A 13,252-nucleotide genomic window follows, 5' to 3' on the forward strand; every position below is an offset into this window, starting at 1 on the left:
TGCAGAACAATTTATTAAAGTAGAAAAGACTAAAAGAAATATAAAACTGAAGTTCTTATTGGCTACAAACCAACTGAAGAAATAAATGATAGGCAAGAATATGCCAAAATTGAGAGAATTGGAGAGCATAATTTCGAAATTAAAAATATCCTTGACTCTTTATTCGGTAGGGATACCCATAATTATCGAGCCTTAGAATAAATGTATAACAAAATTAAAACATTACAAAGGGCTGTGAATCAGGTTGTATAATTGTGTGGTGTTGTTGCACACTTTTTTAAAAAGTCAAATGAGTTAAATGTGATAACCTTTTTATTTTGTGAGGTATGGCTTCTTTAATTGCAAAATTGATATTAACAATCACTTAACCGACTGTTAATATGTGCTTGCTTTTAGCCTCTTATTTTTGCTTTGGATAAAAGCAAACCATCAATTATGATATTTAAGGGGTTACCAGATCGGACATTGATAGATCATTGTAAAGAGGGAAATGATAAAGCATTCAATGAACTTTTTAGGCGATACTTTAACAAGCTCTATCAATTTTCATTAAAATATGTGAAAGATGAATCCATTGCTGAGGGTTTGGTCTTAGATCTTCTGCTAAAGATTTGGCAAAAGAGTGACGAGATCAGAACTGATGGTGAGATTGCCCCTTATCTTTTTTCTGCAATGAAAAATACCCTGTTTAATCATATCCGTAAAAGACAGGAAGTCACAGTTCCTTTGGATTTAGTTTCCGAATGCGTAATGAAAAGTTCATCGCCTGCAGAAGACTTCGAGGCTAAAGAATTGCAGTTCGCTTATAGTAACACGCTCACTCAACTGAGTCCGCAACGTAAAAAGGTATTTGTAATGAGTCGCGAGATGGATATGAATCATAAAGAAATTGCAGCTGAGCTGAAACTCTCCCTTAATACAGTTGAAAATCATATTAGCGCATCTATTAAATTTCTGCGCAGAGAACTGCAAAAACATACAGATATAGCGCTTCTTTTGGCCATCTGCTTTTTTCTGTAAAATAATTTCATTTCCATTAGTGGTTGCCTTCAAAATATGTGTATTAACATATAGAAGCATCTAATTAATGAAATGGAGCAACAGGTAAATAAGCAAATCATCCTAAAATATCTTAAAGGCGAGTGTTCTCCCTCCGAATTGCAAACGATGAATTTGTTTATGCAAAGGGAGGATGCCGAACAGCTTATTGATCAGGTTTGGGCTGAGGAATGGGCAGATTTTCAGGAGCAACAGATTTCTGATCAGGAAATTGCAAACTGGAAAAATCGCTTTACAGAAGAGCGATTACAAGACAATTCGGTATCGGCTAAGAGAACAGGGATTAAATTCTTTGCCCTTCGCTATGCAGCCGTATGGATAACCATGTTGCTCAGTTTAGGTGTATGGTTTGGTGTTTCGACTTTAAAAAAGCAGGAAAGCAATAAGGTGGCAGTAACCATGTTTGAACGTGTTAATGCCAATGGTCAGCGTGTTCAGATCCGTTTGTCAGATAGTTCGATTGTGTATTTGGCAGGAGGGAGTAAGTTGAGATATCCCTCTCGTTTTACCGGAAACACACGTGAGATTAGCCTGGAAGGAGAAGCCTTTTTTGAAGTTGCTAAAAATCGCAAAAAGCCTTTTATTATTCATACGGGAGATGTGAGGACCCTGGTTGTGGGAACTTCATTCCGAATCAACGCTTTTAAGGATAAACCATTTTTAGTAGAGGTGGCTACCGGAAAAGTACGAATAAGTCATCAACAGGGAAATCGTGAAAGCCAACTAGCTACACTCATACCCGGACAAAGCATGCTTTGGAAAAACAATCACGCAATATTAGGCGAAATAAATGCGGATGATGTATCTGAATGGAAAAACGGCAGATTGGTTTTCAATGGAGCTACCTTAAAGGAGATAGCCTCAGTGTTTGAGCGCTGGTACAATGTGGATATCAGCTTTAAACAACAAGTAAAAGCGGAGCAACACATCACCATAATGCTTACAGCTAACGTTCCTCTGTCTGATATTATGGAGGTGCTTGCCACAACAGGAAAATTCCAATATAAGATTAAGGGAAGACAGGTTATTATTAATTAACAGAATGCAAACTAACAGCCTAAATATGTAACAGAGATACCAAAAACAAAACCCGTCCCTGAAACCAGGAACGGATTTAGACAAATAAGCCACAAGTTTTCGACGACCATTTGGCTTAATGAATTGACAACAGATTTACCGCCATAGGCGGGCAAACCCATTATTTAACAAAAATATGAAAAAAGGTTCAATCCTTCACTCAACAGTAAGACACAAACTTATCTTTCTCATGAAATGCTCCTCTATTTTATTGGTTGCAATCCTTACCTTAAGCAGTGTGCTATTTGCCAATGAGGCAAACAGTCAGAATCTGGATAGGTTGAAAATTTCCCTTCACGTTGAAAAAGCAGGGATCAAAGAGAGTTTACTGGCTATTCAAAAACAGTCAAAATTGCGTTTTTCCATATCCGATGATCTGCTTAATAAATACCCTAAAAATATTAAGCTCAATGAGGATGAAATCAGTGTAAAAAATGCGATCGAGCTCATTCTGAAAAACACAAACCTTCAGTACAGAATACTAAATGATTTTATACTAATTGAAACCAAACCGGTTCCTCAGCAGCCAGGTAAAATTACCGGGAAAATAATTGATGTTAAAGGCCAACCTCTGCCGGGTGCCAGCATCAGAATTGTGGAATTGAACAGAAATTTTTCAAACAACAACGATGGTTCTTTTAGCATAGATGTAAAGCCTGGTACATATAGTATTGAGGTTAAATACATGTCTTTTATCACCCAGCTCAAAAACGCCGTGGTTGTGGAAGAAGGTAAAAGTACTGCAGTAGACTTTGTTTTAAAAGAAGACACAGGTGTGCTTAATGAAGTTGTGGTAACTGCCCTGGGTATTAAAAAAGAAGTGAAAAAACTTGGCTATGCCGTTCAGGAAATTAAAAGTGAGGCCATAAACCGTGTACCCACTAACAATTTTGCAACGCAGTTAAGCGGAAAAGTAGCGGGCTTAACCGTTTTCAATTCTCCTAACCTGATGCAGCAAACTAAAATTGAACTGAGGGGTAGAGAACCTTTAATGGTAATAGACGGTATTCCGGTTAATTCAAATACTTATGATATCAATGCATTGGATATCGAGAGCATTTCCGTTTTAAAGGGAGCTACTGCAGCAGCACTTTATGGCTCAAAAGGGCAAAATGGTGCCATCCAGATCACCACAAAATCAGCAGGAAAAGAAACTTCCATAGAGCTAAGCCAAAGGTCAATATTTAGGGCTGGATGGATAGTTTTCCCGGAAACCCAAAACCAATACGGAAATGGTGAACAGGGGAAATACGCCTACTTTGATGGAATGGGTAACGGAACATTCGACAATGATTTTGTATGGGGTCCAAAAATGGATGTGAAAGATCCCTCAACAGCCAGCGGCTACTGGGAAACTCCTCAATGGGACAGTCCTTTAGATGCGAATGGTAAAAGAATACCTACCCCGTTTATTTCCAGAGGTAAAAACAACCTTAAAAACTTTCTGGAAACCGGAAGTACCATTAGTAATTATGCCTCTATATCCTCATCAAATGACAAGACCAGCATGAGATTGGGTTTAGGCTATGATTACACCAATGGAGAAGTTCCTTCTACTGAGCTAAAAAATTATAACGCAACACTGAATGTAACCTCTCAGGCTACTGATCGTTTAAAATTATCGTCAACACTCCAGTTCAATAAACAGGACTCACCAAACTTTCCGCGCGTCAATTATGGAAATACCAATATTCTGTATGGAATGCTGATATGGGCTGGAACGGATGTGGATATGCGGGATTTTAAAAATTATTGGAAAGCTGGTAAAGAGAATTATGAGCCGGTTTACTTTAATTATTCCTGGATCAATAATCCATACTATATGGCTTATGAGCAAACACAATCTTTAAGCAGGAATAAGTTTTTTGGTGTTGGTAGCGCAGATTATCAGATCTCTAAATCCTTTAGTGCAACCTTAAGGCAAAGTGCTGAGGTTTCGGGAACAACCAATGAAATGAAATATCCTTATGGATACATAGGCGCTAACGCCATCAAAGGAAATTATGAACTGACTGATGCAAATGTTTCGGAGTACAATACTGACGCATTTGTTAAGTACGCTTCTACTCAGGGTAAATTCGGCATCAATGCTTTTGTAGGAGGAAGTATTAACTTTAAGCAGAATACGCTTCACAATTCAAAAACACAGGGCTTGCAGGTTCCCAAAATTTATAACCTTTCTAACTCTATAGGTTCAGTTTTGTCAACCAATTCCTTAACGCAGTATGCCAGAAATAGCTTATTTGCTTCAGCAGATTTAAGTTATGATGATGCTTACTTCTTGTCGTTAACAGAGCGTGTGGATGTTTCTTCAGCACTTCCGGAAACGAATAATCAATACAGTTACCCATCTGTTTCAGGTTCGGTAATCTTATCCAAACTGCTTGGTATGCCAAGCTCAAGTTTCCTTAAAGTAAGAGGATCGTGGGCAATGGTAAGAGCAGATTTAGCTCCTTACCAATACTCCAGCTATTACAATCCTTCCATTATTTATGATGGAAACAACTCGGTAAGCTATTCTCCGGTTTTAGGGAATGAACAACTTAGGCCTCAAAAAACCACAGGATATGAACTGGGTACAAATGCTTCCTTTTTTGGAGGAAAACTAACAGTTGACCTAACAGCCTACAGGTATGTGGATTCGGAATCTATTTATGATCAAAATGCTTCGCTTGCTTCTGGCTTTACCAGATACAAGATCAATGGCAACAGGTTCAATCGCTTTGGTTTTGAAGCCATTTTAGGAACCAATTTAAAGATCAGTGATCAGGTAGAACTGACCTCTACCGTTAACTGGAGTTTAAACAGGAACAAGCTTGCTGAGATTTATGGCGGAGCAGACAATTTGGGTGGTATTAAGGTTGGCGATCGGATGGATTTGTATATGACCAATAATTCGATGCAGAAAGCCCCGGATGGCCAGTTGATCATTGGAGCCAACGGATTGCCGGTTAAGGATACGGAACTAAAAACATTAGGTCATATTGGTCCGGATTGGACAGCTAGTTGGTTTAACAATTTCAAGTTGTTTAAGCAGTTTAACTTCAGCTTTTTATTGGAAGGTCGTGTTGGCGGTATAGATCAGGCAAATCTTAATCAGCAACTGTGGTACTCAGGTGCGCATCCTGATGCAGTAGGACCAGACCGTGAGGCCTATACTCGTGGAGAGCCTTATATTGCAAAAGGTGTAAATCTGGTAAATGGCCAATATGTTCCAAATACCAACAAAACAACCTATAAAGATTTCTCAGAACAATATTGGTACCGCATGAATGGCGAATCCAATGTGTTTAGTCTAACTTTTCTTAAGCTTAGGGAAGTATCCATTGGTTACGACCTGCCAAAATCATTACTGGACAAGTTCAAATTGAACATTAAAGGGGCCTCCTTTAGTGTAGTAGGTTCAAATTTATTTATCGCCTCTGCGTTCCCGCTGTCTGATCCGGATATAGGTAATGGTGGAACTAATGGCAACCTACTTCAATTCCCTTCTTCAAGAAATGTAGGTTTTAACTTAAATGTGAAATTTTAACACTAGAACAGATGACTAAGAAAATTATATACCTAATGGTAAGTGTTATTATTATGCTTACTGCTTGTAAACAAGAAAAATACAATAAGGATCCAAACCGTCCGACTGAGGTCGGCGCACAGGCAATTTTGCCAAACGTGATATTTAATAGTTTTAAGAACCGTTATCCATGGCAACCCGGATTAGCAGTAAGACAGGCAACAGCCACTTCTGACAGACAGGCATTCCAAACCTATGAATGGGCAAATGGAGACTGGGCGGAATTTAACGTCCTTCGTGATGTGACTAAGATGATGGAAAGTGCAAAGGGTGCAAAGGAATATCTGGCAATCGGGAAAATCTTAAGAGCCCATAATTTCTTCTTTTTAACAAGAATGTATGGCTCTGTTCCTTATAATGATGCGCTTAAAGGGCAACAGTCCAATAATTACCAGCCTAAATATGACAGTCAGAAAGATATTATAGTAGGCATATTGAACGAATTAGAAGAGGCCAATCAATTGCTGATTAAACCAGAAGCTGCAATTACCGGAGATATCTTATACAACGGCGACCTTAAAAAGTGGCGTAAACTTGCCAACTCTTACAAATTGAGGATATTGTTGATGCTTAGCAAAAAGGAAAGTGATCAGGATTTGCAGGTGGCCAAACGTTTTAACGACATCATTTCTAATCCAGGTTTATACCCAATCTTTGAGCGTGATGAAGACGAAGCTAAAATAAGCTATCGTGATTATGAGAACATACGTTATCCGCTTTACATGGATTTTAATGTTCGCAACAAACGCTTTATAGGTAAAACCCTTGCTGATTTGTTAAAGCGATTAGAAGATCCGCGTTTGTTCTATTATGCAACTCCATTTCTAAATGCTGCCGCACAAGGTAAAACGGGTTTCGATGCTTATGAAGGGATTGATGCTTCAAAATCGCTTACTGCCGCTACCGAAGATGCATCTACAGGTAATTATAGCCGTGTTAACAGTCGTAACTATACTGAGCTGCCTATTGGAAAGCCCTCACTTGGATTTAGCTATGCTGAATTGATGTTGGCTATAGCCGAAGCAACTGAAAGAGGATGGGTACAGGCAAATGCAGCTATCTTCTACGAACATGCTGTTCAATCCTCATTCCAGTTTTATGATGTGGCAGGTTCAGCAGCAGCTTATCTGACTAAGAACCCACTTTCATCGGTAAAGGAAACTGCGTTGACTCAGCTTTATGAACAACGCTATATCTTATTCAATGCCCAGTCAGATTTTGAATTGTTTTTTCATTACCACCGAACAAATTTCCCAGTAATTGTTAATGGTCAGGGGCAAGCTACTGCTATAGTTCCATTCCGCTTACTTTACCCTACAGATGAGCAAAGGGTAAACGCCGCAAATTATAAGGATGCGCTGAAAGCACAAGGTTTCAATGCAGATAATATCCTAATGAAACCATGGTTGTACCAATAATTTAAGGTGATGAAAAGACTGATTGTAATTTTAATCTCGTTGGTATGCCTGCAAGAGTTTTCGCATGCCCAAAACAATAAACCAATTCCAGAATGGAAAGAAGGAAACCTGGACATTATCATTTTTAAAACCGGCAGAGGTGATGCCATATTCACCATTATGCCTGATGGTACGACTATGCTTTCTGATCCGGGTGAATTGGATTTGACTGATCCCAGAACAGAATCAGACCGGAACTCCAAGGCCTATCCAAACGCTTCAAGATACGCTGATGAATGGATTGCTAGTTACATACGCCAGGTTAGTCCGTCTAAGAAACCCTCATTTGTAGATTATGCGTTTATTACACACTTTCATGATGATCACTACGGATTGATTTATGATGGTGCCAGAAAATCTAAGTACGGAGACTATTATTTGTCTGGTATGACAGGCGTAGGGGATCAGATCTCCTTTGGGAAAATTTTGGATAGAGGTTATCCGAATTATAATACCCCTGTAGATATAAGAACGCAGCTTAAAAAGAGAAATGAGATTAAGGAATACAATACCCTGGTAAACTACATTCGCTATGCTGAAGAGAAAAAGAAGAAGGATGGCACAAAGATCGAACAATTTGAGGTAGGAAGTAATAAGCAGATCGTGTTGAACAATAATCCTAAAGCTTATCCTGATTTTTCAGTTAGGAATATACAAGGGAATGGTTGGGTTTGGAACAAGGCAACAGGAAAGAACTTCTATGTTTACCCGGATACGGCAACTTATGTTCCTTCGGAAAATGGTTTAAGTTTAGGTTACCTGATTAAGTACGGGAACTTCAAGTTTTATCATGGAGGAGATATTCCCGGGGTAGTTACTATTGGAAACCCTGAATATTATGATGTAGAATCAAAAATGGCATCTTCGATAGGAAAGGTTGATGTAGCTATTGCCAATCATCATGGAGGACGTGATGTTTTGAATCCTTTATTTATCAAGACCCTGCAGCCTAGGGTTTGGTTTGAGGTGGTTTGGTCAAGCGACCAGCCCTCGCATGAGACCTTAACACGCATGCTTTCCAAATCCATTTATCCTGGAGAGCGGGATTTGTTTGCAACAGATATCTTAGCTGCAAACAAGGTGGTCATTGGCGATTTGATTGATAACTCCTATAAATCTACCAGCGGACACATCTGGCTACAGGTAAAGCCAGATGGAAGTTATACGGTATCTACCCTTGAAACCATCAACAATAAGCTGAGTCTCAAAAATTCCTATGGGCCTTACTACAGTGAAAAGAAATAGCCCTTTATTAAGTTGTATAAAATTTTAATAACCCTTTAAGTCATATTTGTGAGAAAGTTAATTCTTCTTTTTATAGCCGTTAGTATGTTTGGACAACTACGTGCACAAGATCTAAAAACTAAAAATATAATCATTGTTACCCTTGATGGCTTTCGCTGGCAAGAGCTTTACCGAGGTGCAGATTCAGCCCTCCTCAATTCAAAATTCACTAAGGATAAGGATGAAATGACCAGAAAATTCTGGGCACCGGATGCGGCTAGTCGCCGAAAACTGCTATTGCCTTTTTTCTGGAATGTAATTGCAGAAAAGGGACAACTATACGGTAACAGGGATATGGGGAATAAAAGTGAGGTGGCCAACCCATATCATTTCTCCTATCCGGGATACAATGAAATCCTTACCGGTTTCCCGGATGTAAGAATCAATTTTAACGACCCTAATCCAAATCCCAACGTCAACGTTCTTGAGTATTTAAATAAGCAAAAGGGATTTGAGAATAAGGTGGCTGCATTTACTTCATGGCATATTTTTCCGGCGATATTGAATGAAAAGCGTTCGGGATTATTGATCAATTCTGGTTATGCCAATTTCAAAGATCCTAAAGCCAATGAACGATTGAAGTATTTAAGTGAAATCCAGCACAAGGTACCTGAGCTGCTCGGGCCAGATATACGCCTTGACTTTTTAACCTTCGAACTTGGCAAAGCATACCTTAAGCAATATAAACCACGTGTGTTGTATATGGGGTTTGCTGAAACAGATGATTTGGCACATGAAGGCAGTTATAAGTTCTATTTACAGTCGGCCAATAAAGAAGATGGGTTTTTGAATGAACTGTGGCAATACCTGCAAAGCGATCCGCAGTATAAGGATAAAACCACGCTAATCATTACCAGCGATCACGGAAGGGGTGAGGCACCATTGGAAAAATGGATGGGTCATGGAACGGATACACCAAACTCGGAACAATCGTGGTTTGCTGTAATAGGCCCTGATACTCCGCCAACCGGAATAGTAAAAACACAAACTACCACCTATCATAAGCAATTGGCTCAAACCATTTCCAATTTGCTTGGCTTCGATTTTAAAGCTGCCGCAGGGCACGAAGTTGGTGATGCTGTAGGCAGTGTTACCGGGAAGTAAACATTTTTAATTTTTTACTAAGCCATGAGCCTTACTTTGTAAAAAGTAGGTTCATGGCTTTAGATAGGTAGATATCTGTATTATTATTCAAGTGACACTCTGAAAACGCCGTTGGTAATTGCCATTGTTTTAGCAGATTTAGAGTTGTTGGCTATAAATGAGAATGTCCCTTCGGCCCATTTATCATCCGCCTTTGTGATTATCATTTCGCCACTTTTAGCGCCCCAATATAAAACATCATCATGTAAATTCATGTCAACATTGTTATGCCCGTCGCCAAATTTTCTTTTCTTAAGGGCTAAAAAATTCCTTTTGTCATAGTAAGGAAGACTAATAAATTCGCCATTGTTTTCGCCCATTATGCGCCCTGCAAGATTCGGCGGCATAATACCGGTGGCCTCCCAATCTTTACCATCTATTTTACATTTCATGTAATAGCCATTAGCTGAAGTAGCCACTGAACCGGGGCTGTTTTCTTTGCGGACGTTTTGTATACCCTTTGATAGCTTTTTAGCATCATTTTGCCCATTGCAGGCGGTAATTAAAGTAAGGATAAATGCCAGAATTAGTGGAAGTTGTTTCATCGTTGTAAGTTTTTAATTTTTATACTTTATTTACAGCTATACTCATATGTTTTATTGTTTCGTTACCTTAAAGGTGTAAGATATGCCATCAGCATCTGCTATTACTCCTCTTATTTCCTTACCTCCGGGCATAATTATTCCAAAGTAATAGGTGTTTTTTGTGGCACCCTTTAGTATAGCCCTAAATGATCCTGCGGTCTTGGTATAACTTAGGTTCAGAGTCATAATTTTAGGGTCAGGGGAGGGAACATCTAATATTAACCCCGGACTAAAATAGAGTGCGAGGCCTGTGGTTTTGGTAGTTCCCGTAGTGGTGGCTACACCTTGCCACTTCGAATTGTCAAGAATTAAATCTGTATAGGTGTTCAATTCCCCCGCCATTACAAAAGGAGTTGGGTTGGCTGGTGTAGCTTTTGTAATAACAAACTTGTTATCGTTGGTAATGTCACCTTCAAAAGCTGTCGCGTCCATATTCATGGTAAGGTGTTTGCCGTCCAATTTCCATGTGTATTTGCTGAAATCACCATAGGTTTGGCTAATAAACATAGTTCCATCAGCGTTAAACCAGTAGAATAAATACTGTGTTTGATTATCGGAGGTTGACAGGGTAACACTCCATCCCTTATCCTTTAGCGCAGATAGGTAGTCCTTATCAGGCGTTGGCGTATTCCCGTTTTTTTTACAGGCAGCGAAGCTGATGAATACGCATATCATTAGTATTAGCTTTTTCATGTTTTCGAAAGGTGATTTTTAATATAAATTTCGGCAGACAACCATTATTTAAATAGTAAAAACGCGACCTTTTGTAGTAAAAAAGCGACAGCTTACCCGCTGTCAGTAATAAAGGGGGATTTAAAAAGCGAAATCCGCAGATATAAAAGCAGATGGTGTAGTGCCCAGAAACTGCTTAAATTCTTTAATCAAGTGCATTTGGTCAAAATAATCATTATCATAGGCTAACGCCGCCCATTTTTGGTTAGGAGTGGTTAGTCTGTTATGCAATAAGTGCTGAAAGCGAAGCATGCGGGCATAAATTTTGGGGCTTACACCAATTTCTTTTATAAAGTTCCTTTCTAGTTGCCGTAAAGAGAGGTTGCAGTTGGTGGCCAATTGTAGAATAGATGAGTTTCCTTTTTGTTGTCTTAGTAGTTCAATAGCCTGATCTGTTACGCCAGAAAGAGGTACGTGTCTCGAAACCAGTTGCAATAAAAAAGGCTCTACAATGTTTATGCAGGTTTCTATATCAGGAGCGTATAATAGCTGCCTGGTGATGTTCTCAAATGGTAGTACACTAATATTGGAAGCAGGAACTGCTTTGTTTCGGAATTGATCCATAGGAATTCCCAGAAGTTGATACATTCCTGTAGCAGTGAATTTAACAGTAAACGAGATAAACTGCCCTTGAATACGAATAAGGCATTTTTTGCTGGTACGCAGGCCGCGTATAGTGCAACGATTAAAGGGAATTACCGCATTTGAAGAACAATCAATTGTCTCAAAGGCATCTCCGATAAAAAAATCAATAGAGTTTATTAATCGTAATGGCATCGCTTTTTCAAGGTAGCTGCCAGCCGGTATTAAGGTACGCCGAAAGGTATAATGGCTAATAAATGGACTTAATAGAGGCTGAGGTGCTGCATGGAAAGCGCCATTATCGTTTGCGGTTACTATTGTATTTTCCATTACATTATTTATTTCTCTGTTTATAACCAATTCGTTTTCAGAAACAAATTTAAGGGGCTTGTTGCTTTTAAGATTGTAAAAAAGCGCAAAATTTAGTATCTTAAGCAAATAAAAAAAGAACCGATGTATTCAAAAAGGTATTATCCGAATACAGCGCTAAGCGAATATATTTCGGCATATATTCTTAGTGATTATGGCGTTGATGGATTTGCAGATGATACAACTTGTATCTATCCATCGGGTTCAGCTATTTTGTGTTTTAGTTTAAATGGTGTGTTTTCATTTAAAGCAACCGGTTCTGATAGTATTATTAAGCTTACTAAGTTCAATTTCATTCCTCAATTTAAAACCCCAAGATTTTACGATGTGATCACTTGTCCCACAAAAGTGTTGCATGTTGTATTTAAGCCTTATGGTGCTTATAGGCTATTAGGAATTCCGCAGAATTTGGCATTTTATGAACACGGAACTTCATTGTTTGATATGCTGACCAATAAAATAGGATCTCTGTTAAATCATATTGAGGATGCTGCTTACAATAGCAATCTAGTAATTCATTTAGTGAACAGATGGCTGGAGAGTCAGTTTCTTAGTCATCAAAAGCTTGATGTCAGCAGTGTTAGTTATGCCTGTAGGCTGATTGAAGCCAATGAGGGTACTTTAGCTATTGAGCAATTAGCACAAAGCATGCGACTTTCGAAAAGAGCGCTTGAATACCACTTTCAGGAGCAGATAGGTTTATCTCCTAAATTATATAGCCGTATTACGCGGTTTAACGCGTTGTTCAATACCGTAAAGAACGATCGCAGCTCAGACTGGCAGGAACTGTTGTTTAAGTATAATTATTTTGATCAGGCACACCTCATCAAAGAGTTTAAATGCTTTTCTGGCAATTCACCATCCCGATTATCTCAAGTTAATCCTATCTTAACGGTTGATTTTTAATTCATATTATGGCGGGTAAGTTGGAAGTATTGACCGAGGTTCGGTTCGAACATGAGTATTTCAAAGGTACGTCTTCCATCGGGCGAGACTGGTATTTGTTTCGTTTCGCCAGAACCGATTAAACTTTCCTGTGCAGTTCTAAATCAGTTTCAATTGCTCGAAAACTCAGGAGATCATCCACTAAAAGGAAAGGTGGTAATTCCTGTGCTTCCAAATCCAAATTATACCTATGTGCCTGGCTTGCCTCAGCAAGAGGGTACTGAGTTGAAGCCTAATTATTCAGAAATTATAATTTAATAATCTTCTGAAAATCGATCGTCATGCACTCATGATTTTTCAAAAATTTTCTCTGTAATTAATAATTGCGGCCGCACTGCCGTGCCTGATCCGCTGGTGAACTTTAGAGGTGTCGCCGAGGTTTTTGGCAGGGGTAACTCAGGCGATTTACCTCACGTTGGCCTGAGAAGAGCCTGAGAAACCCCTCAGAA

Annotated in this window: 11 protein-coding genes; 8 read left to right on the forward strand and 3 right to left on the reverse strand. The window is 39.0% G+C overall.

What is annotated here, in order from left to right; all coding sequences use genetic code 11:
- The first annotated feature begins 435 nt into the window (after positions 1-435).
- The 6 genes from HQN83_RS06400 to HQN83_RS06425 all read left to right on the forward strand — a co-directional run bounded on the left by HQN83_RS06400 (position 436) and on the right by HQN83_RS06425 (position 9,552).
- Positions 436-1,020, forward strand: coding sequence for an RNA polymerase sigma-70 factor (locus tag HQN83_RS06400; protein ID WP_173089497.1), 585 nt, complete (start codon positions 436-438; stop codon positions 1,018-1,020).
- Positions 1,021-1,092: 72 nt separating this feature from the next.
- Positions 1,093-2,097, forward strand: coding sequence for a FecR family protein (locus HQN83_RS06405; protein ID WP_173089498.1), 1,005 nt, complete (start codon positions 1,093-1,095; stop codon positions 2,095-2,097).
- A gap of 229 nt (positions 2,098-2,326) precedes the next feature.
- A complete protein-coding gene (locus tag HQN83_RS06410) occupies positions 2,327-5,668 on the forward strand; it encodes a SusC/RagA family TonB-linked outer membrane protein (RefSeq protein WP_173089499.1) in 3,342 nt (1,113 codons plus the stop codon).
- 11 nt (positions 5,669-5,679) lie between these two features.
- Positions 5,680-7,125 carry a SusD/RagB family nutrient-binding outer membrane lipoprotein gene (locus HQN83_RS06415; protein WP_173089500.1) on the forward strand — a complete coding sequence of 482 codons (1,446 nt, stop codon included), beginning with the start codon at positions 5,680-5,682 and terminating at the stop codon, positions 7,123-7,125.
- Positions 7,126-7,134: 9 nt separating this feature from the next.
- Positions 7,135-8,409 carry a ComEC/Rec2 family competence protein gene (locus tag HQN83_RS06420; protein ID WP_173089501.1) on the forward strand — a complete coding sequence of 425 codons (1,275 nt, stop codon included), beginning with the start codon at positions 7,135-7,137 and terminating at the stop codon, positions 8,407-8,409.
- A 48-nt stretch (positions 8,410-8,457) separates the two neighbouring features.
- The gene (locus HQN83_RS06425; RefSeq protein WP_173089502.1) at positions 8,458-9,552 is read left to right on the forward strand and encodes an alkaline phosphatase family protein; all 1,095 of its coding nucleotides are present in this window, start codon (positions 8,458-8,460) and stop codon (positions 9,550-9,552) included.
- 83 nt (positions 9,553-9,635) lie between these two features.
- Here HQN83_RS06425 and HQN83_RS06430 read toward each other — a convergent pair whose 3' ends face one another.
- The 3 genes from HQN83_RS06430 to HQN83_RS06440 form a co-directional block, all read right to left on the reverse strand.
- Positions 9,636-10,136, reverse strand: coding sequence for a hypothetical protein (locus HQN83_RS06430; RefSeq protein ID WP_173089503.1), 501 nt, complete (start codon positions 10,134-10,136; stop codon positions 9,636-9,638).
- Positions 10,137-10,187: 51 nt separating this feature from the next.
- Entirely contained in the window at positions 10,188-10,868 is a 681-nt protein-coding gene (locus tag HQN83_RS06435; RefSeq protein WP_173089504.1) for a hypothetical protein, read from the reverse strand.
- A gap of 120 nt (positions 10,869-10,988) precedes the next feature.
- Complete coding sequence (locus HQN83_RS06440; RefSeq protein ID WP_173089505.1) at positions 10,989-11,819, reverse strand: helix-turn-helix domain-containing protein; 831 nt, start codon at positions 11,817-11,819, stop codon at positions 10,989-10,991.
- A 123-nt stretch (positions 11,820-11,942) separates the two neighbouring features.
- Here HQN83_RS06440 and HQN83_RS06445 point away from each other — a divergent pair, with 123 nt between their 5' ends.
- Together HQN83_RS06445 and HQN83_RS06450 are read left to right on the forward strand one after the other, a co-directional pair.
- Positions 11,943-12,764 (forward strand): helix-turn-helix domain-containing protein, encoded by an 822-nt coding sequence (locus HQN83_RS06445; RefSeq protein ID WP_173089506.1) that lies wholly within the window; start codon positions 11,943-11,945, stop codon positions 12,762-12,764.
- Positions 12,765-12,815: 51 nt separating this feature from the next.
- Positions 12,816-13,061, forward strand: coding sequence for a hypothetical protein (locus tag HQN83_RS06450; protein WP_173089507.1), 246 nt, complete (start codon positions 12,816-12,818; stop codon positions 13,059-13,061).
- The last annotated feature ends 191 nt before the right edge of the window (positions 13,062-13,252 follow it).

It is taken from the genome of Pedobacter foliorum, from assembly GCF_013266735.1.
Classification (GTDB): Bacteria; Bacteroidota; Bacteroidia; order Sphingobacteriales; family Sphingobacteriaceae; genus Pedobacter; species Pedobacter foliorum.

What these genes read in the sequence shown, in the direction of transcription:
- HQN83_RS06415 (WP_173089500.1), top strand. Translation starts at nt 5,680, where the DNA reads ATGACTAAGAAAATTATATACCTAATGGTAAGTGTTATTATTATGCTT.
- HQN83_RS06440 (WP_173089505.1), bottom strand. Translation starts at nt 11,819, where the DNA reads ATGGAAAATACAATAGTAACCGCAAACGATAATGGCGCTTTCCATGCA.
- HQN83_RS06400 (WP_173089497.1), top strand. Translation starts at nt 436, where the DNA reads ATGATATTTAAGGGGTTACCAGATCGGACATTGATAGATCATTGTAAA.
- HQN83_RS06435 (WP_173089504.1), bottom strand. Translation starts at nt 10,868, where the DNA reads ATGAAAAAGCTAATACTAATGATATGCGTATTCATCAGCTTCGCTGCC.
- HQN83_RS06450 (WP_173089507.1), top strand. Translation starts at nt 12,816, where the DNA reads ATGAGTATTTCAAAGGTACGTCTTCCATCGGGCGAGACTGGTATTTGT.
- HQN83_RS06445 (WP_173089506.1), top strand. Translation starts at nt 11,943, where the DNA reads ATGTATTCAAAAAGGTATTATCCGAATACAGCGCTAAGCGAATATATT.
- HQN83_RS06410 (WP_173089499.1), top strand. Translation starts at nt 2,327, where the DNA reads ATGAAATGCTCCTCTATTTTATTGGTTGCAATCCTTACCTTAAGCAGT.
- HQN83_RS06405 (WP_173089498.1), top strand. Translation starts at nt 1,093, where the DNA reads ATGGAGCAACAGGTAAATAAGCAAATCATCCTAAAATATCTTAAAGGC.
- HQN83_RS06430 (WP_173089503.1), bottom strand. Translation starts at nt 10,136, where the DNA reads ATGAAACAACTTCCACTAATTCTGGCATTTATCCTTACTTTAATTACC.
- HQN83_RS06420 (WP_173089501.1), top strand. Translation starts at nt 7,135, where the DNA reads ATGAAAAGACTGATTGTAATTTTAATCTCGTTGGTATGCCTGCAAGAG.